Annotated in this window: 23 protein-coding genes; 3 read left to right on the forward strand and 20 right to left on the reverse strand. The window is 32.8% G+C overall.

Annotated elements, in window-relative coordinates:
- Nucleotides 1-14: 14 nt before the first annotated feature.
- From MKY08_RS11400 to MKY08_RS11420, 5 genes are all read right to left on the reverse strand, one after another.
- The gene (locus MKY08_RS11400) at nt 15-2,606 is read right to left on the reverse strand and encodes an ATP-binding protein (protein WP_229386755.1); all 2,592 of its coding nucleotides are present in this window, start codon (nt 2,604-2,606) and stop codon (nt 15-17) included.
- Between the two features lie 28 nt (nt 2,607-2,634).
- Nucleotides 2,635-3,465 (reverse strand): TcpE family conjugal transfer membrane protein, encoded by an 831-nt coding sequence (locus MKY08_RS11405; protein WP_069512457.1) that lies wholly within the window; start codon nt 3,463-3,465, stop codon nt 2,635-2,637.
- Between the two features lie 92 nt (nt 3,466-3,557).
- The gene (locus tag MKY08_RS11410; RefSeq protein WP_069512456.1) at nt 3,558-3,782 is read right to left on the reverse strand and encodes a hypothetical protein; all 225 of its coding nucleotides are present in this window, start codon (nt 3,780-3,782) and stop codon (nt 3,558-3,560) included.
- 198 nt (nt 3,783-3,980) lie between these two features.
- Complete coding sequence (locus tag MKY08_RS11415) at nt 3,981-6,056, reverse strand: hypothetical protein (protein ID WP_069512455.1); 2,076 nt, start codon at nt 6,054-6,056, stop codon at nt 3,981-3,983.
- A 122-nt stretch (nt 6,057-6,178) separates the two neighbouring features.
- Nucleotides 6,179-7,324 carry an S-layer homology domain-containing protein gene (locus MKY08_RS11420; RefSeq protein ID WP_069512454.1) on the reverse strand — a complete coding sequence of 382 codons (1,146 nt, stop codon included), beginning with the start codon at nt 7,322-7,324 and terminating at the stop codon, nt 6,179-6,181.
- 172 nt (nt 7,325-7,496) lie between these two features.
- On the opposite strand from MKY08_RS11420, the gene MKY08_RS11425 reads away from it, so the two are divergent.
- The gene (locus MKY08_RS11425; protein ID WP_081327968.1) at nt 7,497-7,655 is read left to right on the forward strand and encodes a ribbon-helix-helix domain-containing protein; all 159 of its coding nucleotides are present in this window, start codon (nt 7,497-7,499) and stop codon (nt 7,653-7,655) included.
- Nucleotides 7,656-7,663: 8 nt separating this feature from the next.
- Here the strand turns inward: MKY08_RS11425 and MKY08_RS11430 are convergent, their stop codons facing one another.
- From MKY08_RS11430 to MKY08_RS11500, 15 genes are all read right to left on the reverse strand, one after another.
- The gene (locus tag MKY08_RS11430) at nt 7,664-8,767 is read right to left on the reverse strand and encodes a conjugal transfer protein (RefSeq protein ID WP_069512453.1); all 1,104 of its coding nucleotides are present in this window, start codon (nt 8,765-8,767) and stop codon (nt 7,664-7,666) included.
- A gap of 63 nt (nt 8,768-8,830) precedes the next feature.
- Nucleotides 8,831-9,052, reverse strand: coding sequence for a hypothetical protein (locus MKY08_RS11435; RefSeq protein ID WP_069512452.1), 222 nt, complete (start codon nt 9,050-9,052; stop codon nt 8,831-8,833).
- A 267-nt stretch (nt 9,053-9,319) separates the two neighbouring features.
- Nucleotides 9,320-9,595: a hypothetical protein gene (locus tag MKY08_RS11440; protein WP_069512451.1), complete on the reverse strand. Its 276-nt coding sequence runs from the start codon at nt 9,593-9,595 to the stop codon at nt 9,320-9,322.
- A 126-nt stretch (nt 9,596-9,721) separates the two neighbouring features.
- The gene (locus tag MKY08_RS11445; RefSeq protein WP_069512450.1) at nt 9,722-10,294 is read right to left on the reverse strand and encodes a hypothetical protein; all 573 of its coding nucleotides are present in this window, start codon (nt 10,292-10,294) and stop codon (nt 9,722-9,724) included.
- A 201-nt stretch (nt 10,295-10,495) separates the two neighbouring features.
- Nucleotides 10,496-10,954, reverse strand: coding sequence for a barstar family protein (locus MKY08_RS11450; RefSeq protein ID WP_069512449.1), 459 nt, complete (start codon nt 10,952-10,954; stop codon nt 10,496-10,498).
- A 178-nt stretch (nt 10,955-11,132) separates the two neighbouring features.
- On the reverse strand, nt 11,133-11,633 hold the full coding sequence (locus MKY08_RS11455; RefSeq protein ID WP_069512448.1) for a hypothetical protein: 501 nt from the start codon (nt 11,631-11,633) through the stop codon (nt 11,133-11,135).
- Nucleotides 11,634-11,652: 19 nt separating this feature from the next.
- A complete protein-coding gene (locus MKY08_RS11460) occupies nt 11,653-16,560 on the reverse strand; it encodes a DNRLRE domain-containing protein (RefSeq protein ID WP_069512447.1) in 4,908 nt (1,635 codons plus the stop codon).
- A 297-nt stretch (nt 16,561-16,857) separates the two neighbouring features.
- Nucleotides 16,858-17,214, reverse strand: a complete 357-nt coding sequence (locus MKY08_RS11465) for a hypothetical protein (protein ID WP_069512446.1) — start codon at nt 17,212-17,214, stop codon at nt 16,858-16,860.
- Between the two features lie 17 nt (nt 17,215-17,231).
- Nucleotides 17,232-18,284 (reverse strand): ParM/StbA family protein, encoded by a 1,053-nt coding sequence (locus MKY08_RS11470; RefSeq protein ID WP_069512445.1) that lies wholly within the window; start codon nt 18,282-18,284, stop codon nt 17,232-17,234.
- A gap of 147 nt (nt 18,285-18,431) precedes the next feature.
- Complete coding sequence (locus tag MKY08_RS11475; RefSeq protein WP_069512444.1) at nt 18,432-18,896, reverse strand: metal-dependent hydrolase; 465 nt, start codon at nt 18,894-18,896, stop codon at nt 18,432-18,434.
- Between the two features lie 741 nt (nt 18,897-19,637).
- A complete protein-coding gene (locus MKY08_RS11480) occupies nt 19,638-20,141 on the reverse strand; it encodes a hypothetical protein (RefSeq protein ID WP_069512443.1) in 504 nt (167 codons plus the stop codon).
- Nucleotides 20,125-20,790: a helix-turn-helix domain-containing protein gene (locus MKY08_RS11485; protein ID WP_069512442.1), complete on the reverse strand. Its 666-nt coding sequence runs from the start codon at nt 20,788-20,790 to the stop codon at nt 20,125-20,127. The genes MKY08_RS11480 and MKY08_RS11485 overlap by 17 nt, the downstream gene beginning before the upstream one ends.
- Before the next feature lie 120 nt (nt 20,791-20,910).
- Nucleotides 20,911-23,160, reverse strand: a complete 2,250-nt coding sequence (locus tag MKY08_RS11490; RefSeq protein ID WP_069512441.1) for an ATP-dependent RecD-like DNA helicase — start codon at nt 23,158-23,160, stop codon at nt 20,911-20,913.
- A 19-nt stretch (nt 23,161-23,179) separates the two neighbouring features.
- A complete protein-coding gene (locus MKY08_RS11495) occupies nt 23,180-24,124 on the reverse strand; it encodes a hypothetical protein (RefSeq protein WP_069512440.1) in 945 nt (314 codons plus the stop codon).
- Nucleotides 24,125-24,205: 81 nt separating this feature from the next.
- Nucleotides 24,206-24,643, reverse strand: coding sequence for a helix-turn-helix transcriptional regulator (locus MKY08_RS11500; protein ID WP_256093189.1), 438 nt, complete (start codon nt 24,641-24,643; stop codon nt 24,206-24,208).
- Between the two features lie 211 nt (nt 24,644-24,854).
- Between MKY08_RS11500 and MKY08_RS11505 the strand changes: the two genes are divergently transcribed.
- Together MKY08_RS11505 and MKY08_RS11510 are read left to right on the forward strand one after the other, a co-directional pair.
- On the forward strand, nt 24,855-25,229 hold the full coding sequence (locus MKY08_RS11505) for a helix-turn-helix transcriptional regulator (protein WP_069512439.1): 375 nt from the start codon (nt 24,855-24,857) through the stop codon (nt 25,227-25,229).
- A gap of 279 nt (nt 25,230-25,508) precedes the next feature.
- A complete protein-coding gene (locus MKY08_RS11510; protein WP_069512438.1) occupies nt 25,509-25,973 on the forward strand; it encodes an ImmA/IrrE family metallo-endopeptidase in 465 nt (154 codons plus the stop codon).
- Nucleotides 25,974-26,052: the final 79 nt, after the last annotated feature.

Raw genomic sequence — 26,052 nt, forward strand, 5'->3', positions numbered from 1 at the left:
GTTCGCAAATCATTTTACCCCGTAATCCTAGCCTTTTCTCGTTCCCTTTCTTCTGTTGAAGAAGTAGAGGAATCAAAGGCATCGTATAGTTCTATAAAGACCGGATTGATTCGAATCACAGCTGAACGACCATAAATATCTTGGAATAAACACTCTCCTCGATCTAATGTTTTTAATTTTTCAACGTTACTTTTTATTTTCGGTAAATTTAAATAATCCAACATTTCTTCTGCTTCACTTGTTTTTCTTAAGCCAAAGCTAAACTTCATTCCCATATTGGCAACGTCCTTACCATGATCAGATGCATTTTGAGAGCCTTTTAATAAAGTCGTGTTATAGTAACGACCCATTCGAATGATGAAGTCCATTAATTCTGAACCGATGGCACTTCGTTCAATAGCACTTGCTTCATCCTGAAGAATATATTTATGTGTGTTTCGCTCACTATTAAACATGTATTGTTTAGTCCAAGCCGTAATGGAAATCATAATCGCTTCGGAAATCATATGAATTGGCCTTTTCTTATTTTCATCTTTAGCTGTAGGCAATTTTAAATTTTGAATCATTAACACTTGCAGCGGCTTATCATGTTGAAGCGTTTTAAAATTTTGACCTACTTCACCAAACAATAACATGGACAACTGACTACGTTTTAAAGTCGTAATAGTATTAATTAAGGATTCTAATGCTTCAAATCGCTTTTGAGACATGTTTTCTGGTTTATTTTGATATAAGTATTCTAAATGGCTCAGGACAACACCAATACATGGATCATCACTATTACCTGCTTCCTCAACCGCTTGGCTTAAAATACTATAAGCATCATCATCAATGTCGATATTCGCTAAATATGAAAGGATATCCATCGTAATATCTCTTGCTTCTTCGATACTTGTACTTGTTCGGAAAGGATCAAGAGAACCTGCGTCCTCTGGGTCAGCACCTAATGTCCAAACATTGATAAACTCTTTCGGTATAAAAGGTAATCCTCTTTCCCAACCTTTTCTGTCTCCCTTTGGATCAATAATGACTCCCTTTGAACCTGTTAGCGTCGAAAGATATACAAATAAATTCATAAAAAACGACTTACCTTTACCGGTCATACCAGCTACTAGTACAGATATAGAATCCACGATGTTTCCTAACCCTTCAAACGCTTTGGCAGCTAGGTCGGGCTGGATGAAAACTGGTTTAGCTAGTCGTGAAGAATAACCGATATAAAATCCTCGATTATCACCAATATTGGTAGTTGCGCCAAACATCATACCTGCTAAAATCCCTGGCGCTACTTCAATCTTGTAATCTTCCCGGATTTTCTTTGAGCCCGGTATCATTTCCATAAACAAGGAAAGTTGTTCACCATAAGGCGATAAGATATTTATACCGAATTTCGATAATTCATCTCGTAATAATTCAACCCGTGTTTTTAATTGTTGTGAACTTTCACCCGTAACTTTTAAAATAAACGAACATGCGAAGCCGGGGTAACCGGTTTGCGTAAAGTAGTTTTCCATTTGCACGGTACCTTCCTCTGATACAGCCACACTCATATCGACCTGTTGGCCACCTTTCCATGCTTCTTTACGTTGGTCATGAATTTCTAATTTTGTATTCGTTAATTTCTTTTTCACCATTTCATTCGGTTGATGATCCATTCTGATTGAAATCGTAACAGGGAATGGCATTTGCATCTTTAAATGATATAGCCACTCACTGCCAGGATGGTAAAGCACATCTTTCATATCCGAAATGACTAAGTTTTGAACGAACAATTCTTCAATTTCATTGTCTTCAGTAATTCGACTTAATAGAAGCTCTTTCGGACTAATTTCTTCTATGTTGGTATTCTGCAAATCGATAAAGTCTTTTTTATTGCTTCGAATAGCTTTGTATTTCTTATTTTCATCGTCGATACCTTCTACTTCTTGTCCTACTTTAAACGCATGCCGTATGGCAACATCGGAATGATTATTTCGAGTGCTATATAATTTCTCAATAATATAGACAAGCTCATATGTTTTTACCTTACTTACTCTAGAAGAAAAGCCATTTGCAACGGTTGCTTCAATAGAAGCGGCTTGACTTCGGTACGCCTGAATATCACTTTCTAAAATATCATGAGGGTATAAGCCTACCGCTCGATATAATGGTGAATTAAAACCATCGAAAAAAGCCTTCATCGCATTCAATGTATTAATACCGATATTTCCAGAAACGTATTTATTTTTCCTTTTATCTAATTGAATACCCACGTAATCATGATATTCGTTGGATTCATTCAACTCTTTTTCATTTTCTAAAGCTTTCTTAACCTGTTCCATAAATGCAATGCCATTCTCTCTTAAAGGATACGTTTTCGTTTTCATTTCTTCGATTGTCGCATCCAGAATGCCTGTTATATCCGTTGGACTTGGAATCGATAGATAGTGTAAATCCAAGCCGACATTCGCTAGGAATGATACTTGTTGCAGAAATGGACTTACTTTTTCATCATCATCTAAAAAGTCATAATTAAAGCCACCAACTTTGTACCACGCCCATACTGTATCATCATGACCAAAGATTAAATTTCCATCGATGTGTTTGATAGGAAAATTTATTTTCAAACGAATCTTCCTTTCTTCTCTTAGTTACTCACTTTCTTTTTGATTTCTTTTTTGTATTTTTGGTTCTTGCCCTATACCTCATAGCCATAATTAAAAATTGCCATAATGATGTTTTTCTTTTGCTCTCTTTATAAGGGTTGATATTCAATGCTTTCTTCTTTCTATTTTCTTTTTCTCTCTTCACTCCAGATTGTGGAGTTGGATTTTCCTTTTCAAAGTGCACAAGAGATACATTATTTACATTTGATTCTTCATCGTTATGGACATCGTTTAAAGCATCATTTGTATTTGGTGTTTCATTCTCACTGGCTAAGGATGGACGAACTAAAACAGGTTCTTTTGTTTCCTCAATGTCATTAATAACAAGGTTCTGTAATAATCCATTCTTATGACTTTCTAACTTTGCCTTTTCTATCACGTCATATTCTGGATGAGTGCCTTGCAAAATGGATTCTTCCTTAGATTCTCGAACTGTCATATATCCTCGAAATTGATACTCTCTCTGTTTTGCTATCGAACGTCCTCTAAAAAATGATTGCTTATCTAGGTACTTTCTTTTTTGATAAGCAAGGAATGATTGAAAAAAATAAATGGGGGAACGCCCCTCTGTTACTACATCTGCCAACAGCCAAGCTAGACCAATTGGGATTAACAATAGGATTGAGAAAGGCAACCAATTTATCAAATTTCCAATCACAGGTGTGTTATAAATAATCACTTCCATCGCACCTATTGCAAAGAAATAAATAACGGTTTTTACACTTAAAGCTCGCCCTAGTTGCAATCCGAAAACTTGATAAATTTTCCTTTCAAACTTCAAAAAATTATTCAGTACATATAACGGGATTTTGTTGTTCAAAATGTCACCACCAAACAATTAAAAAATTTTATAAAATAAAAAATAAAGAGATCTATATAACGAAATAGATCTCTTTATTTTTGGACTCAGTATCAACCACCACCAAATTTCAATAATCCTGTGAGCCATTCAGCGAGAGTAATAATTAAGTCTGGTTTAACAATAAACATTGCAATAACGGCTAAACCCGCTAGTACACCAATCATTGCTATCCAAGCTCGTTTAAATCCTGTTACGATTAGTAAGACTATCAAAGTAATAAAAATTGCCCATTTTGCTTCGCCAGAAAACCACTCAAATACGCCTTGAATCGACAAGGTGCATCCTCCTTTCTTTTTTATTTCTGAAAAACAAAAAAACCTCAAATAAAAAATAAGAGGTTGATACAATAAAAATAGATTTATTCATTTATTAAAACTAACTTTAACATTGTAGTGAAAAAGTGAAGTCCGCAAAAAGTATGTGAATTGTACAAAGCTAATCATTAATAGAGTGCCTAGTAATCACTAAGCACTCTATTCGTCGCTATCAAGTATCGCATTCACTTTATCCTTAAAATCTCGGTCAGAAAAACGGAATCCATGCATTCGAACATCCGTTCTCTCTTTTTTTGCTTTTACTAATTCTTTTAATTGTTCATTAGTGATAGTAATTTTGTTTATAACACTAGGGTCTAGTGATTTAAAATCTATTCTAGACTCTACTTGTTCAACCAACCATACATCATCTGCCGCTGACCCAAATAGGTAATGGTTAAAGGAAAATGTTTGATCAAATTCAAAAATCGCATCAGTTAGCCCCATGTTTTCATACACAATATGATTCTTATACGTTTCCTTTGGATGTAAAATAGACGTTGCATCCACTGGTAAGTAGTGTCTTTGCAGTTTATTTACTGTTGGTGGATTCGCGTGTAAAATATTGTCTATATATTTTTGACCTGTTGATCTTTCAAATTCCGATTGTACTTTAGCTCTACCTTGAGTAATATAGCTATTTAATTCAGGTAAAGCAGAACCATTTATCATACTTTGTTTCACGGCATCTGCATACGGTACACCTACGAGGAAACCCGTATGTTGTGTAAGTAAAAATAAATCAGTCGTATAATCCATTGTAAATGTACGTTTTTTCCCTCTTGCTCCCTTATCGTCCATGACGTGTTGTTGAAGCGGAAATGCATAGTCATACCCACTATAGTTTGTTGCGTTTCGATACTCGGCTTTCAAACTATCGTCAATATCCATAGGGAAGTAATAACCTACACTTTTTTCTTTACGTAATGGATCGAACGATGATTCTAGCTGTTTTCCCGAAGGTAGTTCTACTGTATAATCAATAGCTCCCTGTAAGATTGGTAGATGCGTTTGTGTCTTTAGATTAAAGGAACTTTGCACGTTATTGGAGGCAGCACGCTTCCACTCTTCATGGAATACTTTAGATGACTTGTCTGGATTCCAAGCATCTTCACGCCCCACAATCCACTTCTTACCTAAGACATTATCTAATGTGTCCCACTGCTCTGTAGCCCCCTGTTCATGATCCACAGGAATGGAACCACCTATATTGAACTTTTGTACAGCTCGCCAATCTGGATTGTCGTTCCATACACAACGACGCTTTTCGCCAGCCCCTGTACACACCCAACCAATTTTCTTATTTGTATATTCGTATTCAAAGGAATAGCTCATATCTCGCCCTTTTACTTGTTGAGCATTGATATGAAATTTGATAGGCCCTTCTTGTTCGACACGCTTACTGCCAATATTTACACGATGTTTAATATTACGGACAGCTACATGTTTGTCATACTCACCTTTAAATTCGCTTAAAACAGCTACTTCACTAGCTCCATTTTTATTTGTTCTATCTAGTTCCCAATAAGCTCTGCCTAACCCTGTACCTTTTTTATCTTCGGGTTCTTTCCAGTGGACATCAAACGTTGCAGTAACGAAGAAATCGTTATTATTATACGCATAAGCTTTCTCACCATTTTGGCAATGTACGCCGAAATAAGTTGTATCTTTGTTATAGATTGTATAGCGACCTTGTGTACCATGGAATCGGCCAGTTGGTCCATTTAGAATACGAGAGGGCACAGGCGTTGTTGGGTCATAAAAGAATTGAGCATTTGCTGCTAAAGCTAACTCATATAGTTCTTGTCCCTCCGCACCGTAATGTTGAATAATGGCGTCACGTAGCCTTATTGGACTATGTGGTACATGACTGTCATCCGTGCTGTGAGCCCCATTATTTTCCCAATAGGAGTTAATCCGTAATTTGTATATAGGATTGTCTCTTGAGTCATAACCTGCTATATAAGGAATCTCTTCTCGAACGCAACTATATGCTATTCCACTCCACCCTGTACGTTGAGGATGACTTTCCCCTCGTGAAAGTATCATGTCGTGGATTTCGTTGGGATTAGTTGGCTCTATACCAAAACCTTCTCCTACAGTATCAGGAAACTTTACGGTCAAAGTAATTGTATCTTTTACTGGTTCAGCGGCTTTTATTTCCACTGATGAACTCTTAATACCTGTCAACAGGAATGCACCAAGAATAAAGGTTAGGAACATCCGCTGTATCATTTTCCGTCACTCCTTTTCTAAAATTTTATAAATAAATTAAGCTAAGTTAGAAATCTACATCCTCATCACCCCTTTCAAGGAATAGAAAAAAGACTTTTCTTTTGAAAAGTCTTTTAAAGTAGTTAATAATCCGTATGATTTCTTACACCTGATTCGCGAACCATACCATTCTGATAATCAAAATATAATGTGAATGTTCCACCATTGTATACTTCACCAGTATCGATAACACGATTTACAATACTCACATACTCATCATAAGAAACACCAACTTGTCTAGCATACATATGAAGTAGTTCTTCAAAAGAATATGGGCTATCCTTGAATGCATCTTCTCTAATGGAATATGAAGCAATATAACCATGTGCATTTTCTGCCATTATCGTTTTAACAATTTCTGCATTTGCCTTCTCATGCTCTCCTGCTACATACCCTTCTGGACGAGGAATTTTTGTTCTAATATCGTGATAGCTCCAATCACTATATTTGATTGGGCTTGTACTAGTTTGTTCTGTTTCTGGTTGAGGCGGAGGTGTTGGATTTGGTTTAGGTTCCACTTCTGGTTTTGGTTGCGGTGCTGGAATTGGTTTAGCAACGAAATTTTCATCTAGATTCATCGCTCGATGCATGAACAATACATAATGCACACGTGTTAAGGAACCATCTAACTTAAACGTATAATCTTCGTAGCCCGTTGTTACACCATTCGAATATAGTGCTTTAACATATTCCTCATATTTTGACCCTTTGACATCCCCAAAAACATAATCTGCTTTTACTTTAAGTTGGAACGCAACAGCTAAGATTTTAGACATTTCTCCACGAGTTAAGTCTTTATCTGGATTTAGGTTGCCATTCCGATCTGTTTCTAAAAGACCAGCTTCCATCAATGCTTTGAGGTCATTGTAATAAGGATTGCTTGTACTTAAATCTTTTGGCTGCTTAAATTCTATTGTTTTATCAAGTGATAGATTATTAATTTTAAGTGCACGACTAATTAATGCAGCTGCATGTTGCCGGCTTAACGTAGTAGTTGGACGGAATGTTCCATCTTCGTATCCATTAATAATGCCTGCATCGCGCATGTCATGGATAATGTGATAATATGGGGAATTCACTTTTACATCTTTGAATGGGTTATTGGCTAACACAACGACCCCATTTGCTTCTGCGTGTTGAGTAGGAAACGGTGCAACCATCACAGGAATAGCTAGGGCTGCCGCAAGAGTTGATACGATTAATTTGTTCTTCACACTTTTCTTTTTCATAAAAATACCTCCCTATTAGTAATTAGAATTAATAGATTTGAATTCGACTAAAACTAAATTGCCAAAGAGAAAACTTCTTACTACAAAAAATACAATCAATTTTCTACCGTTTCAAGAAATAGCATGTTGTTTTATAATATAAATTAGTAATGTAGAAAGTCCGGTGATACTAGTGAAAGACAAAGCTCCAAAAAGCAGAACTGCTATCTCTAATACAATTGATAACGAACTATACAAAAAGCTAAAAGAACTTTCTATTGAAACAAAGATGCCTCTAAACAAACTCCTCGACGAAGCAATTGAATATTTAATAAAAGAGAGAAAAAGTTAGCTTCTCTTTTATTCGCCATCCTTTGAGTTTCTTAATCGATCCAAATAAGCTTTATTCTCCAAATGCTTTACTATATACCCTTGTTCCGTCCGTTTAACAACCAATGTATAAGTTGCAACAAATGGTACGCCTGTATCTGGTTCTTTCAGTGTTACATCTGTTGTCACTACTTTCTCGGATTCAATTTGTCCTTCAAACACAGCCAAGTTGTTGAATTTAACGAATTCCATTGTTTGATTTAAGCCAGTGATGTTTTCTGGATTCTCAAATAAATAAGCCAACTTTTCTTTTGAATCATTTATATAAGAATCAAAAAAGGTCTCTAAGAACGATTTTATTTCTTTAGCTTCACTGTCATCCTTTTTAAGGCCATCTGTTTCTGAAAGGAAATTCGATGGATTATCCGCTTCCTCTACATAAGTAAAACTAGGTAACTCATATACGATGAATGATTCATTTACCTCATCATAATAAAGCTTTACGGCCAAAAACTTAACTTTCCTAGTTAGCTTCACAATCTCACTTTCTTCAACTGTCTTTTTCTCATCTTCAATGGCTCCTGCCGTTTTAGTAAAAATAGGACTAATCTTAAATGTAATGTGCGCCTGATTATCTCCGACATCCTCAATATTCTTTAAAAGAATACTATCCTTTTTTAATTCGGAGTTCCAAATAGGTGATGTCGTATCTGCAACAATATTGACGAGTTCATTTGGTAAGTAACGACTCATTAAAGCCTTACGCTTTTCCTTAGCATCTGAATCATATTCTCCAACATCTATCCAAGTAAAATATTTCTGGAGAAAGTCTTTTGAAAATTCAACTGCTTCTTCAGAGGTTGCTTTATTCATTCGGAACTCTACTTCATTAGTATTGGATTCACCTTTAGTTGAAACCGTATTAACTAGAAAGACACATAACATCATAATAAATAGAAACCAAAAGGAGAATACACCGAATCTTCTCGCCCGATATCCTCTTACCCTGTTATTCTTTTCAGCTTTTCTCGCTTCACTTTTCAATTTTTCATGTTCGTTCGCCTTTTTGAAAATCATTATAATTTTATTGATTTTGTCCTTTTTTTTATTTTTGCTGCTAATTTTTTTAACCATTTCATAACTCCTTTCTCAATAATCTTCAGAGATAAAGCACATTTTAGTGTGAATAAGGAAGTATCAAACTTTTTTTGAACTGCCAACTAAAATAACGATACTAATAATAATTAAGAATGTAATACCAGTTCCATACTCCATTATGGATAAATCATATAGATTTGTAATATGCATTTTAAACTCTTCCCACAGTGGAACTAATGATGGGAATTGTTCAAGAATAACGCTTCCAAGCATAGCAATTAAAAATATCATTAAGGCAATCATGAGAAGAAATTTCAACACCCAGAATCCTCCTTTTTAGAATGGACGAAAAGAAAAAACACATTTACCCAAACGACACATTATGATGAATACAAAAAGACAACCTTTACATTTTACAGTAAAGGTTGTCCTTCATAAGTTAAACATGTTACAAAAGTTAAATGGTTATAATACCAAGGTATCAACCCTTTTTGAGTATCTATAATCTCAATATACTCTTTATGTGTAATTATTTAATGTAAAACTATCACACTCTCAAACTTTTTGCAACTATTAATTTCAGAATATTTACATATATCTTTTTTCAACTTTTAATTCTGAGCAGTACATAATATGGTCACTTAGAATATCCAATTTTCTATCTATATTCTTAGTAAATTCGAAAGCAGTTTGTAGTAATAGATACTCAGAATCATCTTCATTTAATTTTTTAGATAGTAACATCAAAACTTCCGTTAGAATATTATTTTTTTCTTGAATTTTTACAGTATTTAAAGCTAATTCTTGTAGTGATGAACTTAACTCCACATATAAATTATTTAATTGGTGATTCTGTTTTGTCATTTTCATCTCTCCTTAAAAATGTACTGTCTTTATTATATACTGTTGTCCATTTTCATCTAAAACTCTAACAACCCAATTTAATAAAACTATGATTTTCAAGTATATTATTCAATATTTTAATTAGTACTATTCATTTAGGTATATTCCTTCATAGTCTATATCTTTTGGAAAGGTTTTAAACATTTCTTTAGTGTTTTTTAAATTAGAATCATTCGATAAAATAAGGATATTTTCACAATCATGTCCAATAACAAAAATACTCTGATTATCCATAACCTTCATTTCGTTATTTAAGTTATTGTTACTGAAAAAAATATTTTTATGAGTAGCCCACATCACAAGTTCTCCTGCACACGCTATTGTTATTGCTAAAGAAAACATCAGTTTAAATTTTTCTGGATTTTCAATTTCGATAATTTTAAACTTATCTCTAAAGTTTTGAGGTTTAAAAGAATATTGAATACAAAATGAATCAATTTCTTTAGCTATATAATCTTCTACTTCTATGAAAAAATAGAGTGGAAATCCGTTGATATTATCCATCCAATTAGGAAACCAATTTTCATCACATCCAGGTAAATAAAGTCCAGAAATATCCAGAAGAGATTGTGGAAAATCACTTATAACAAAAGGAATCTTTTCAAAGTATTCTTGTATACTTTCACTATCTATATTTACATCCTCAATATAAAATCTCATTATTAACCTCTTTCATATTTGTTACCATACCCACATAAATTTCTTTTTATCATAGAATGTATAACCCTTTCTATACTGTTCATCCATCTGGTAACCGATAAAAAATATGTGCAAAAAAACTCACTTTATGTCTAAGAAAAAAACATGACAAACCAAAACCTAGTTTGTCATGTTTTTGTTTAATATAGTAAAAGATATAATCTACTTTAAAAAATTATTTTCACTTTCACTGTGAATTACAATATGAAATGTGGCTGAAGACACTATATTATTCATTCTTCCAGACGTCCATTCATCCACTGTAAGTTTTAGAATATCAATAAATGTTCCAAACTCATTTTTTTCATCAGCCAATATATGGTCAAAATCTTTAATAAACAAAATATAGTGATGACAGTCTAACCAATCTAAATCATTTAGACACTCATCAAATGCATCCCAATTTCCCCCAAAATAATCTGGAAATTTTAGCTTTAAAGCGAATTCATTAAATAAGCCTTCTAAGTTAAAACAACATGTTCCTTCAAGCATTGTATAAAAAGTTTTTTCTTGTTTATTACATGTTTGATCTAGTAAGTTATATATTTCATTAAATTTATCTATATCATTAATCCGATGTATAAACGGAATTGTTACAGCATTTAAAGCCCCCTCTTGCAACGAAGAACTTAACTCAATATTTAAAATAATTACCTGTTGATCTTGTTCTGAAATTTTCCTCTCTCCTTAAAAATTAATAGTAAACAGTTAGCATCCTTATTTTTAGTTTAAGAAGTTATGCTTTGCAAAATATCTTTTTCATTTTAATACAAAATTATCAGTTAGAAAGATACTTAAATTAACTATTATTTTGTAACCATGTATCAAAAGCATTTTCTACGGCTGTTTTGAAGTCATCATCTTCTTTTATCGTTATATCAAAAAGGAATATTCCATAGTTTTTTAAACTACCGCTTTTACCACTAAATCCTTCGAGATTACCATCTTGATAATAAATTTCCCAATATCCCTGCTCTAGATTAACTGCAATAGATTCATGAACTATTTCATATTCTTCTGTATCAGAAATATCTCTATATCTTGTAAGATGGTAGTGTGGATACATAATATTAGTAATGTCAGAAAGAAAAATGCTATATAATTCATTTATCTCATTTTCCAGTATGGAGAAGTTTTCTTTAGTAGTAAAAAAATTGAAAAAGAACACTTCTCTATCATTTTGTTCGAGATAGTCAAATATTTTTTGCTTCTTAAGAAAATCTTTAATATAAGTTTTCAAAGCACTGTAGTTATTTTCTTTTTTATCTAGAATTACGCAAAATTCTAATTCTATGCCCATATTATTATCCTTCTTTCTATTATTTCCACGGCAGTTTCGGGTAATTATTACCGAATTTCACATTAAATAATGGGTAATGTTTATCTAAATCAGGAGGAATATGATAATGTACATTCCCTACGTATCCCTGCCCCTTAAATCTTAAGTCATCTATCCTCAAATCAACACGTAAAAGTTGCTTTTTCTTATAGGAAAGTTTAAACAATGTATAATTGTATTTATTGTCTTTACTTCTTTTCGGGCCAGTAAATGTAAGATTCTTTCCATATTTTAAAATAGCATTAGTAATAATGGGTGTTAATTTCTTTATTGCCTGTTTTATAACATTTTTGGCAACCCAACTAGTAAGTACTACTAATCCGGTTTCAAGTGCACTCACTAACAATGGTAATAGGAAAGCTATATCCCCATCAGGATCCACATTCATCATTGGATTATTATTTGCATAACTATAACCATTCATTAATGAAGGATTCTCACTATCTCCACCTACAGGATCTAATGAAAGGAAGCTACCTGTATCTGGATTATAATAACGAGCCATCAAGTAATAATGTTTTGTATCCTCATCATAACGATAACCTGCATAGCGATAAGGATTAATAGAGTCCATATCATCTGTACCACTTTGCGTTAAAATGTTACCCCATGCGTCATAGGTATATGAAGCTACAAGCTTTCCACTTTCATCGGTCATTCCTAATACATCACCACGATAATTTGTTAGGTAATGATAAGGTACACCTTTGTAAATCATCATGAGAGGGAATCCATTATCATCGTAGACATAACTTTTTACAGCGAAAGTACTACTATCCTTTTCATAAAGAACGCGGTTGCTATCTCCATCATAAGTGTAGTAGATAGGACCATTACTATCTTTACTATAGATTCTTCTACCTTTTTCATCATAGCTATATTCGGCAATAATAGTGCCAGAATTACTCTTTACTTTCGTTAGCTGATCAAATGCATTCCATTCATACGTATACGTTCCATCATTTGTTAAATTTCCATCTGCATCGTAAAAGTATTCCTGATTATTTACAAACGATAATTGATTCGCTTGATTATATTTATAAGTAGTAGATTCAGTTTTCCCTGAATTTATCACACTTTTGGTAAGACGATTACCTACCTCGTCATACGTATAGTTCATTTGAGGACCATCAATATATGCTTCTTGTATTAATTGATTCAAAGCATCATAGCTGTAATTTACTTTATCAGTGTTATTTTGGATAATGTTTTTAATATTGTTATTCGCATCGTACTGATACGTGAACTTATTCCATTCTGATGAACTATCAAGCAATATTGTTTCTTCTTGTAAACGGCCTGATTGATAAACTTTCGATAATTTGCTACCGTTGGTGAAATTAGTATCTTTTAATTGTCCGGTCACATTGTCATAAGTAAAGGACGCGAGTGGATTTCCGTTTAACTTTATTACCTTTGTATTATAAGCATTGTCAGGTTCATATGATAGAGTATTATATTGTTTAAATCCTGGGAAAGACAGTACTGATAAATATTCATCACCTAAATATTCATAGTTAATATCACCATCAATATCCCCTTTATCAATCGATTTTAATAATCCATTATCATAGTAGCTAATCCGCTTTAGAGTTGATTCATTTTCTCCATAAATTAGCTGATCGTCCCCATCTTTTGTAAAACGCCATACTACTTTTCCATTAACAACTACTGTTGAACTAGGCGCTTCTTGATTAATTTTATACTCAATACGATCACCCTTAGGTGTATTAAGTAATGTTAACTCCCCATTCTCATCATATTGATAAGAAGTTATATCACCTTTAGGATTTATTTCTTTTTCTAGTTGATTTTTCTCATTATATTTAAATTCAGTGGTAAAACCTTTTGCATTAATTATTTTATTTAAATTTCCATTCCCATCATATTCGTAGGCAGTTTTCTTCTGATTAGCGTCGATGACGGTCTCTAGTTCATTTTTTAAATTATATTGATACTTTGTTTCATTTTGCTTTCCGTCTTTAGATGATAAAACATTACCAGACAAATCCTGCACAGTAGTTGTCGTGTTATTAAACGCATCAGTATGGGTAATGACTTTTTGGGAATCATTGTAATTTGTTGTATAAGATTCTTTAATACCATCAGATGTTTCCATCCATTCTAAATCACCGTATTTGTCATATCCATAAGTGGTCGTAGCTAGACTGGTTGATGAAGGTATTTCGGATTTTATCAAATTACCGTTATCATACCATAATCTACTTACTTTACCTTTTGAATCTGTAAACGTGTCAACATCTTGGAATGTAGTATACGAATACGATTGTATATTATTTTCCGCATCCTTTGTTTTTAATAGATTGCCGTTACCGTCATACTCGTTGGTTTGCAAAACCTTCGATACACCATCTATAGTTTCTATTTCTTGTAGAAGATTATAGTTTTCATCAAGTTTGTACGTTCTCTCCTCCCCAGCAGGAGAAATGATTTTTTCAATAACATAATTATTGTTAACAAAATATTTTGTAACACTTCGTTCAGGGTCCGTAATTGTTGCAACGCCTGTTGCTCGATCCAATGAGTATTCTGTTTTAGGTTGATTTACAGTATCTTTAGATGGTTCGTACACATATTTTAAATCTGCACCATTATATTCAAATTTTGTTCGTTTATCATTCGCATCTACAATTGTCGTTAGAAACTTATTCGTGTACATAAATTGTGTTGTAGTTATTGTTACTTTGTTATCCTTGCGGTCTTTCAACACATCTACATATTGTAAATAGCCATCTGTAGTATATCGATACGTAATTTGTTGATCACCATAAGTCATTGTGCTAATTAAGCCATCTTTATCATAACCAAACTGAAGTTTTTTATTTAAAACTTCCTTACCTAAATCCGTTGCAATCTCTGTCAATTTATTACTAGTATCATAAGAATAATTAATTTTATTATTATTACGATCTATTTGAGTTGTAATATAAGCAACCTTTACATCTGTATCATTTGTAGACTCACGAACTTTAAAAATTGTTTGGTTGCCATATAAATCGTAAAGAGTAAATGTATCTTCTGTATTTTTCTTTATTTTGTCGTAATTACCGTATTCACCTTTATACTGGTTTGTTAGTGTATCATAAGTAAAAACATGAATTGTACCATCGGCATCCTTATACTGTAGTTGATTACCTTGACTTCCTGTATTAATGAAAATCTTCTCATCACCAGTAAAGCTCCAGCCATAACCAAAAGCTGATTTTTCATAGTCCTTATTATTGTAAGTTCTAGTAAAAGTTAAGCTAGCATCAGCACGACCTAAAATAAACATATCTTCATATTGTAAAATATTATTATTTGTTGTGAGGTTTACATAATTTGTACCATTCACCAATGGTCGTGAATCATAATCCCAATAATCCTCTAATCCTAGTCTTGCAGTTGTTTTATACGTGACAACTAGTTGTGGTTTGTATTGATTTAAAGTAGATTGTTCACTACTAGCAAACTTTTTATAAATTTGTGTAGCTTCATTATCACCCTTTAATAGAAAACCATAGTTAGTAGATGGGTTATTAATCCATCCTTGTACAACATTAAGTGGAACCTTCCAGTTAACCATTGCGTCTGCTATATTTGTTGGCGGTGTTCCGATATTTTTTACCGAACCAATAGTATTTGTTGAGAAATCCCCACCTGCAGTTTTCCATGTTGTATAGGGAATAGTTTTGGCATAGGTCCAAGAAGCTTGATTTTCCTCCCACGGGCTAGTTACATTGTGCAAATTAATGGAAATAGGAGAATTATTATTTGTCGATGAAAACCATAAATTTAAATCAGCAGATACGATTGTTGTACTCGAAGGTACAACACTTAAATCAAATTTTAATAAGCTCCTAACCGTATTACCACCTACCGCAGTCCCTACGCCGAGTTCAAAGTCATTTCCCCCAGTTTGTGTAGGTGCAGCGCTACGTATTGTCGTATCTTCCATGTTTGCTGAAGTTTGTAGGCGAACAATTGTTGGATCAATCGTAATTGGGTATACACGATCCTCACTATTTAACCAGGTAACATCTGGTGCTAAGTAAACAAATAAATCTTGACCAATTACTTCATAACTTAATTTTAATAAATATGATTTTGCTTCTTCAGGAACTGATTGTATTTCATCAACACTTTGGTATCCTTCAGGTTTATAGCTATCATACATGTACGGTGCTTCAATTAAATATAAAGGAGCATTGGTAGTGGCATCCTTTAAATAGATGGTTTGGTTAACTTGTTCGACTGTTAATCCTGTCACATTTACTTTATAAGTAAGTTTTTGTGGAAAACCACCTGTAGGCTTTTCACGATAAACAATATCTTCTTTTACTCGATCAGAACCTACTGTGTAAATAACATCAGCATCCTCTAAAATGTTCGGGTATTTTATTGTATTATCTTGCACAAGACCTTCAGTATTTTGAACTGGTTCGGTTTTATTTGATTTCTTATGGTGGGCTGAAACTAGACCAAAATCGATTTTACTCGTTTCATCAGTAATTGTGATGTTTTGTTGTGAAGAACTAGTAGCTTTTTCAATCTCTATAGAGAAGTCGTTCGCCTTATTCTTCACTGTTTGCCCATTCTGCGTTTCAACTAAATCATTATTAATGTCTTCCCAGTTACCTTGTTCATTTTGAAAGTGAATAGGCTCTTGCGCAATCTCTGCTGTATACGTCCCATCCATATTATCAAAGGTTTTTGCATTCTCTGTTCTCAACTCAACTAATTCAGTTGGCTTTTTTTGTTCATGCTTATTTTCTTCTTTGTTGTTTTTTGCTTCTGCATGTAGCGCAAAATTACCAAATGGAATATACGCTATAAAGAGCGCAAGTACAACGCTACAACTTAACCATTTTTTCCAAAATTCCTTCACTTACATTTCTCTCCTAAAAAATTATATATTTTTGATATTTCGTCCATAAATATCAAGAATATATTGTATCAATGATTACCAAATAATAAAATGGTAATAAATAGTTACAATTTTTAGTTTAATTATGATTATATTGCCTTATATGAGAAATTCCTTTGATAAATAGAAATGTATACCTCAATTCCCCTCAAAACTAGAACTTTATAGCCTCTTTTCCAGTCCAATTGTGCCATTTTTTTCAGAAAACATAATACGGTACAATTTCTTCAAAACAAATAAAGAAATCTTTTAACCATATTAATCCATATCAACACCAAAAGAAGTTAACATTGCATAGGCAGAATCTTCTATCGCTTCTTCTGAAATTTCATATTCTTTTTTCAACGAATCCATTATAGTTCCATTCTCTAACCTGTTCATAATTTCTTTATGGTTTTTTAAGACAGTCTCGTTCAGTAGTTTAATTTCTGCTTTCAAAGCATCTATTTGTTCTTGTTCTTTCTGTTCTCTAGTCATCGTATTATAAGCGAAGTGAAGCATCTTACGGATTACTTCGCTGCGTTTGTTTTTCGGTACATTTTCTAAAAATGTTTGGATTGTGTCATCATCTTCTGTTAGACGAAAAGTGTATCGTTTTTCCCAACTATTAGTCATTCGTTATCACATCTTTTTTAGTTTTTAATCGTTTTCTCGAAAACAGATTTCCCTAATCTAAAGTAACCAATTGCGTTGGCAAATTGACTTTCCGTTACGTTAATTAGTCGATTGTCAAAATGAGGTTGGAGCAAAGATTCAAATAAACTCCCCCCTCCACCAGCCAAGAAGAGAGCATCAAATAAATCAGACTCATCGCCCCAGACATTTTTCAAACGGTCTGCAATATTCATTATGATGGACTTTTGACTCTCTTCAATAATTTGGCTGAAATCCATCTCTTGCCCTTTGTATCGAATCTTTTTATCCTTCAATACGCGATTTAAGAAAAACTCATTCAAATCTGCACCACCAGATTTAGCTTTGAAAGCTTGACGTACATCCCGATGTAAGTTGACAACACCATGATCCACAGTTCCAGATAATTTTGCTTTAGGAGCAAAGGAACCATTTTCTTGGATTTCAACAACAACATAATCTGTTGTTCGGAACCCTATATCAATTAAAGCTATTAATGAACCAGGTATCATATATTGAGGATAAACATACTTCCCTTCATGATTTATTAGTGCAGCAAATACTGCAGAAGCACCTTGCGGAAAAACAATCGCTTTTTCAATAACGTTTTCAATTTTTTGTCCTTTCAATACTCCTGATTGCCATTCTATTTTTGCCTTCGATCCTGTAATAGCATCCTGAAAACTTTTTACCTGCGCCTTATAAAAATCAAGCGGTAATCCAGTTGCTAGATAAATTGGACCAGAATCCTTTTCTGTCACGAGCTGAATGGCAACATTCAATAAAATATGTGTATAGAGATGCTCAAAACGTTCTCGCTGGAACACCCTCGATAAAGACCTCGATTCATTAGCAAGCTCACCTACAAACCAATTTTCATTTTTATAAATGATTTGCATATTGGATAGTTGATTTTTTTCATCGCTAAATATATCGGTAATTGTTCTTTCGTAACCTCTCCCTACTAATGAAGGAAACAATACTCGTTTTCCTGATGATGATATAGCCTTCACAAATCCATACCCGATATCTACAGAAACAATTATTGCCATATTAACTCCTCCTAAATTAATATTGATTGCACTTCTAAATAAGAACGTTTGTTTCTAATTTTATCGCAACCCAGTAAATTTCGTCTATCATTAACACAGTCACTATTCACATTTTTGAGTAGTAATCTTCTTTTCAGAAATATATTGCTAGATGGATATATGCATAACTTTTTCCCAAAGCCACCAAATAACAACTAATAACAATACGTACCTTGTAACTCGATCAATTAATATAAAAAAAGAACGGGGTATTGGAATACCTACCCTCTTCTTATATGGATAAAATAATTGAACTTTGCCCGTTAGCATATCCGCAACTATATGTGAAAGAAGCCCTGCTATTATCGCAAGAGTCATTTCACTGTCTAAAAATGTTAAGGCAAAGCCACTTGAAAGTAATACAAATAATAGTGAATGGGTAAAAGTTCGATGTGCAAAAAACATGCTAAGAGGTATAGATATAAAGAAAAACATTTTACCGAACTTTGATTTTGGCTCATCTAAATCTGGCACAATACCTGCAACACCACCTATCAACGCACCTCTCCAATCTCCACCTGTGATTGAATATCCTGCTACAACTCCTGATAACAAATGCGTCTTCCATTCCATAAAAATAAATCCCTTCTTAAATTTTTTTATACAAATTTCATATGCTGTTTAGGGCTGGGACTAATAAATCCTTTCTAGGTTTACTTTTAACAAAACTCTACTACAACTTTGCTTTTATTAATTATTCTTAATTTTATATAATGCTAGTTCACGTACTAGCTCTTTATAACTTAATTCAAAGATGCTTTTACCGGAGGTCGTAGTTAGTATATTTTTATCTAACAATTGGTTTAACACATATGATTTTTTCATCTCTTGTTCTATGCAGCTAATTAACATATCTATTTGCATTCCTACACTCTCCCTTATAACCGATTAAAGGGGCTGGAAAAAAGATTACTTCGCATTATCATCTCCTCAATCTGTCCAGCCCATTTTTCTCATTCTTTATTCAATCTAATTGCATTTAGATTGAACTTTTTTTGCAGCAAAAAAGAGTAATTTACAAATAGATACATTTGCAAACCACCCTTTTATTTTACTTCGCTCGTATATATAAAGAGTAAGAAGAAGAACACTACATTTTTACCCAAAATCACAGCAATATCAACGCTTCTCGGCTATTTTATATTGTGGACATATATCTACACATGTGAGGACTTTTGTCTACACCTAGAAAACGGACTACTCCCATCAAATAGTTAGAAAAAACACAATTAAGCTATACTCTACTAAAAAATTTAATGTGTAGATATTTTTCTACACCATTGAACTCTTCTAATATAACTACACAAGTTCAATCTATATTTTATATTGTATTTCTTTAAAAAAATGGTCGATCCATTCCCTTGGATAAATCATTCCATATTCTGCGTCAGGCGCCAGAAATACTTTGAATGGCATCTTAATTTTTCTATCGATTTTATCGAAATGGGATACAAGAGTGCATAAGGTAGCATCGACCTTAGTTACATCTCCACGATACATAATTTCAGGATTCATAAATAAAGGTCTACTAGAGGTCATGGAATGATAATCATGAATGGTAACCTTATTAATAAACTCAAATAGTATGCCTTTCTTTACTAAAGAATTAATGTTTTTATCCGCTTCATTGCAATCCATATCTAGATAACTCGATATTTCTTGAATTGTCATAAACCCCACATGATTAGTGGATATAGCGTTTGTATGATGTTGAATCAGGTCGCTGACTTTGTTTAAAAATTGGATTTCAACAGGTGTCATATAACCCTCTTTTGTGAGCAAATCAATGTTCTGATTAATTTTAATTAGTTTTTCCATCCTTATCACTTCCTTTAAATTTCAAATAGGACTTTCTAGCATATAAACGTCCGCTTCTATTGCCTTTATTAAACCAAACCTTCCAAGGCAGATAAATTTTGTTCCCTTCTAGAACATCGTTTGAAATAATGAGTTTGATTAAAGTCTTGTTTATATTGTTTTTATCGCCGTTGTATACAATTTCAGGGTTCATTAATATGGGTCTTTCTGTTACAGTGCGATTGAACAGCATCAAATCTTCTGGATCAACAATCTCTAATAAAATTCCCTTTTCAATTAATTTATTAACTGTACGACTTATCCCTGACCGATCTTTGTTTAAATACTTTGCCATACCTGCAATTGTTATCGATTTTTGTGTCTTTCTATTCACAATTTCATTGGTTGATATAGCAACCAATGGTTTAATCATTTGCACAAAAGCATATTCCGCTGTTGTAAGATAATTCATTCGGTTAAGGACATCTAAGTTGTCAATAATATCTTGAGCAAATGGACATCTATTAGAATCCTTTATTTTATATAAGCCATACCCTAAACTATTGGCTTTCCTTTCTTGCTCATTGACTGTGGCTAAATTTACACCGCTCTCAAAATCCCGCATCCTTGCATTTTTTTCGGCGATTTCAATTTGCTCCCTTAAACTCATCTCTCACACCGCCTTTCATCGCAGCAGGGAAATTGAAGCATAGAGAAAAGACGCCCTGGTTAGGAACGTCTTTACTTTACCTATGTTTCTTTTTGGTTTGACTAATATTTCGACTCCATCTTACTCAGCTTCAAACAGATTGGCTTGGGTTTTAAAACGATTATTATATCGAACATAGTGTACAATCCTTTCTGCCAAGCGACTATTCCTTTTAGCAATCTTATCGTTCGCAATTGCAATATGCATTGCTTTATGGGAGCCTATAAAAACCATGATATTTTTAGCCCTTGTTAAACCGGTATAAATTAAGTTTCGCGCTAACATAACGTAATGACTAGTTGATACAGGAATAATAACAATTGGTGATTCGCCACCTTGTGATTTGTGAATTGTGATGACGTATCCAAGTTCTATTTGGTTTAATTCTTCTTTATAAAATGTAACTTTTCTACCTGAAAAATTACATATCATGATATCCTCTAATTCACCGTTAGCATTTTTTTCATTTGTGATTTCAAGGACGATGCCAATATCTCCATTAGAAAGATTCTTTTGGTCATTATTTTTGATTTGTATTACTTTATCGCCCTCACGAAATTTCTTCTTTCCGATTATCCATTCATTGAGACCAGTGTGAAGCGGATTAATATACTCCCTGATCATTTCATTTAAAACTTGTGTTCCTACAGGTCCTTTTTTCATTGGACTAAGGACAAGAATATCTGAAAGAGAATAACCAAGATTAATAAAACGAGCAATACTAAGTACGATTAATTGTGCAATCTGATTAGGACACTCACTTTCGATAAAATAAAAGTCATTTTTTTCTTTGTTAATTAATAATGGCTTTCCCTTATTAATTCTGTGTGCATTTGTTACAATTTGACTTTCTTGTGATTGTCGAAACACCTGTGTCAATTTCACAGTCGGTAATCCAGCATCAATTAAATCCTTTAATACATTACCTGGGTTAACAGATGGCAATTGATCAATGTCACCCACAAATAAAACTTTAGTGTTTTTATCAAGCGCATCGATTAATAAACTAGCCAATTGTAAATCGACCATCGACATCTCATCGATAATCAAAAAATCAACTGGTAATTTATTTTGGGCATCATATATAGGTTTTTCTCCTTGTCTATAACCTATTAATTTATGAATCGTACTTGCTTCCATTTCAGTTACTTCAGATAGCTTTCTACTTGCTCGACCAGTAGGCGCTACCAAAGCAACCGTTGCTTTGGGATGTAAGTTTCTATATAGGTTTAACATTGTTTTGATGACGGTAGTTTTACCTGTACCTGGTCCCCCGGTAAGGATAAGGAGCTGCTCTTGAAATAAATAGTGGATAGCTTCCCTTTGCTTTTCAGCAAGAATAATTTGATGTTTTCTTTGATAGCCTGTTATTAAACTATCTAAAAAAGACAATGCTTCGCCATCGGTAGAATCATTCATTAATGAAAGATTCTCCGCTAATTTTTCTTCATATTGGAATAAAAATTTAGGATAGACACGGTTTTCTTTAATGACTATTTTTTTATCCTCTAATCTATATATACTCTGTTGAATATCTTCAAGTGTGACAACATCATTTTCTAAAGAGTTATGATTTAATGCACGTAATACTTCGGTATATAGCTCCTCTTCATTGATAAAACAATGTCCTAAATTGAAGCATTTACTTTTTAAAACAAATTCTACACAAGCATCTATACGATACGTAGATAATGGCATAATCCCTATTTTCTTAGCTATTTCATCCGCTTTTAAGAACCCTACTAAATCTAATTCAATTAACTTATAAGGGTTCTTCTCTAATACATGCAGCGTATCAGCACCGAATTTTTTATAGGCTTTCATAGCCATATTGACTGTTATCCCATAAGTCAGAAGCGCACTAATTATCCTTTGAATTACAAATGTAGAACGTATACTATCGACGATTTGACTTGATCTTTTAGGTCCAATGCCTCTAATATTCTTAAAAGCCGCTACACCCAATTGATTAATCACTTCGATAGCATGTTCCCCTAGTTGTTCAACTATCTTTTTTGCATTATTAGCACTACAACCTTTTACCAGGGATGATGATAAAAATGCTATAGTCTGATTCTTGGTAACAGGCATTGGCCGCTCCCAACGAACTACTGAAAATTGGTTACCGTATAGAGAATGGTATTCCCATGCCCCACTCACTCTAATATTTTCCTTTTTTTCAACGCCGTACAGACTACCTTTAATTCTCATCACATTTTTATCTGAAGTAGTGAAGGTCGCTATTATAAAGTCATCCTTTTTAAAATGGATTTTAGAAATAAAACCTTCAAATTCTTCTAATGTTACCTCTCCATAATTTTTTGAGTCCATACAATAGTTCTCCTTTACATCAACAATTTCTAAGAATTAGTGTTTTCACTCTCTCTAAAAAATCACTTCGAGTAAAAGAAGTATCATTTGGCAATTTATGACGTGGATACAATAAATGAAATAAAGGCAACGGTATACTAACCTTCTCCTTCAGCCTTTGAACCGAAACCTTAATCGAACTTAACATTGTTTTGAACATATCTTTACCGTGACCATCCTGCTCACTTAGGAAGTCGTCATGATGATTATCAAAAATTTGTGTGAGTTCAGTTTCTAAATTGCTATCCAGTATTTCCATTTGTTCATAGAGTTCTTTTGCTCTCTCTGTACCGAATACTTGGTTTGCTTCATGTAATAATTCATTTTTAACTTTTTCAATTTCAGCAACAGAAGCTATAAAACTATCGAATTCCATTTCAACTTGTGGCGTCATATCAAGATTCTCAAAAAAATGATTAATTTCATCGCTAGGTACGTTAAATTTGCTAGGTATTCCAATTACTTTTGGAACAGACTTTATTACATGCCATAAGGAGCTAGGTAGCGTTTTATAGTTCCATACTGTTTCAACAAGTACATATCCTTTTAAAAGTGAACGTATTTTTGCAGATTTCTTTCTTGTTCCTTGAAGAATTTTCCTAAGTGATTTAATTTGCTTCTGATAATCTTCTAGTAAAAGTAGAGAATCATTTGTCATGTTCTCTTTTATCTTTTCACAGGAAATGCGTAAGTTTGTAATGAATGTTTGAATTCTCTTTATATGTAGAAACTCCGAGATTGGATACTCTCCCATTCCCTCTAGATTATTATCAGTTGGAAGTTCTTTCATTACCTCTGTATAAGTTTCCATTGCGTAAATTGCTTTAACCTCTTCATTATTTAACCTGTCCAAAACAATTTTTAACATTTCTTTTGTTTCTACTTCAGCCCCAGTTTTCACCTGTACAACAAAGAATGAACCCATGATACATCACAACCTCCTTATGTTATACTGATCACATTTATCCTCAAATAGTGTAACTACAAAATAATATAAGCTTTTACTTTAGTTATTCATTTTGTGTATATTTTGTGTAAAAAAAAGCTCTTCTACTTCCACATTTAATATTTGCGAAATCTTAACAGCATTGATAAAACTTAAATTTCTTTTCCCATTTTCAATATTTGCATAGCTACTTGGCCTTTTATAACCTAACTTCCTAGATATAAATGTTATTGAAATACCTCTTTCTTTTCTATATTTCTTTAACTTGTCGACAGTAAAGGATTCAATTGAAATGTTTGTAAATCCCATATTTAATAGCTTAAAAATTTTTACACCGTTGATAAAACTCAAGTTTCGCTTGCCATATTCAATGTTTGCATAGCCACTAGGACTTCTAAAACCCAACTGAATAGACATATAGGTTTTGGTCATACGATGTTTTTCTCTATTTTTTCTAATTGTCTCAATTACATACTCTCGATCTTGATAAGCAATCATAAATTCACTCCTTTTGTTACACCCTTCGAATAATTTGATATTATCATAAACTACTCTAATTGTGTATGTCAACTTATATGTTACCCCTAATGACAAATAACTTTCTTAATTTGTGTAAGTGTGGTACTATGTTCTTGAAAAATGCATACTACCATGTTTTTGCAACCTATCACTAAAAACAATAAAATTTTAAGAAATAGGTGTTTATTAAATGAAAAATAAAAAAGAGCTACCGCTTCCTCAAAAAATGAAGCAACTTCGTGAAAGTAGAAAATGGACGAAAACAGATGCAGCTAGCAAATTAAACAAAACTTTATCAACATATGCTAACTGGGAGTACGGTCTAAGAGAGCCAGATAGCGAACATTTAAAAAAAATCGCTGATTTATATGAAGTATCTATTGATTATCTATTAGGTAGAACCGATAATCCTAATACAGTGGAAAGAAACGAAGAAGAAAAAGGATTTTTAGAAGCCATTGAAAATTTAGAATTAAAAAGATGGATTTTAGATTTACCTAAATCTCCCGAGGAAGATTTAGAAAAACTACGATTAATGTGGAAAATTATCAAAGACGAAAAATAGAAATTAACTATAAATAAATATGTTAAACAAAATTCCCTATCTTCTCATATCAATATTCGATTTTTGATAATGAAGCTAGGAATTTTTTTAAACCAGAATCGAACATAAGTTCTTAAGTAAATTTTTTGAAAAGTTTGTACATTCCGTTGTCAAAAATACATTATTAGTGTTATCATATTAGCGAATTTTACAATAAATTGCATATTTTATGGAGAAAAAGAAGAAGTATTAGGGAGAAAGTTATATCGTTTTCAAAATGTAAGAAGGGAGTTTTTATCAATGAAAAATTTTATTCAACAAATTTATACTAATTTAAACTTAGAGAATGAGGGAAATATTTTTAATAAAATTGATAATATCTCGAACCATCTTAATTTAAAAACATATTATATTCCATTTTCTTCTGAAATAAATAACTTAGATGGTAATTGGAGAATTTTCTTAAATGAGAACCACAGCAAACTCCAAATTTGGGAGGATTTTGGGGTATTATTAGGTATTTACTTTCATTCATTTGAAAAGCTAGACAAAATTAAATTAGAAACTCCTGTTGAAGTAATAAAAGAAATTAGTCCATTTGCATATAATTTTTGCATTCCGGATTTTATGTTAAAAAAAATAGCATTCTATTCTGATGAACAACAGACAATAAAACTAATCGCTAGAACATTTACAGTGGGTGAACGTTTTGCTGCTAAAAGGTTATCTCTGTATCGCTGTGATTTAAAACATTCAACAATGTAAATTAATTTAATATTCTTCCTACATAAAATATGATAGCCTTGCTACAAAGTATTGTAGTAAGGCTATTTCAATTATATTA

This window comes from Lysinibacillus sp. FSL M8-0337 (genome assembly GCF_038593855.1).
Classification (GTDB): Bacteria; Bacillota; Bacilli; order Bacillales_A; family Planococcaceae; genus Lysinibacillus; species Lysinibacillus sphaericus_D.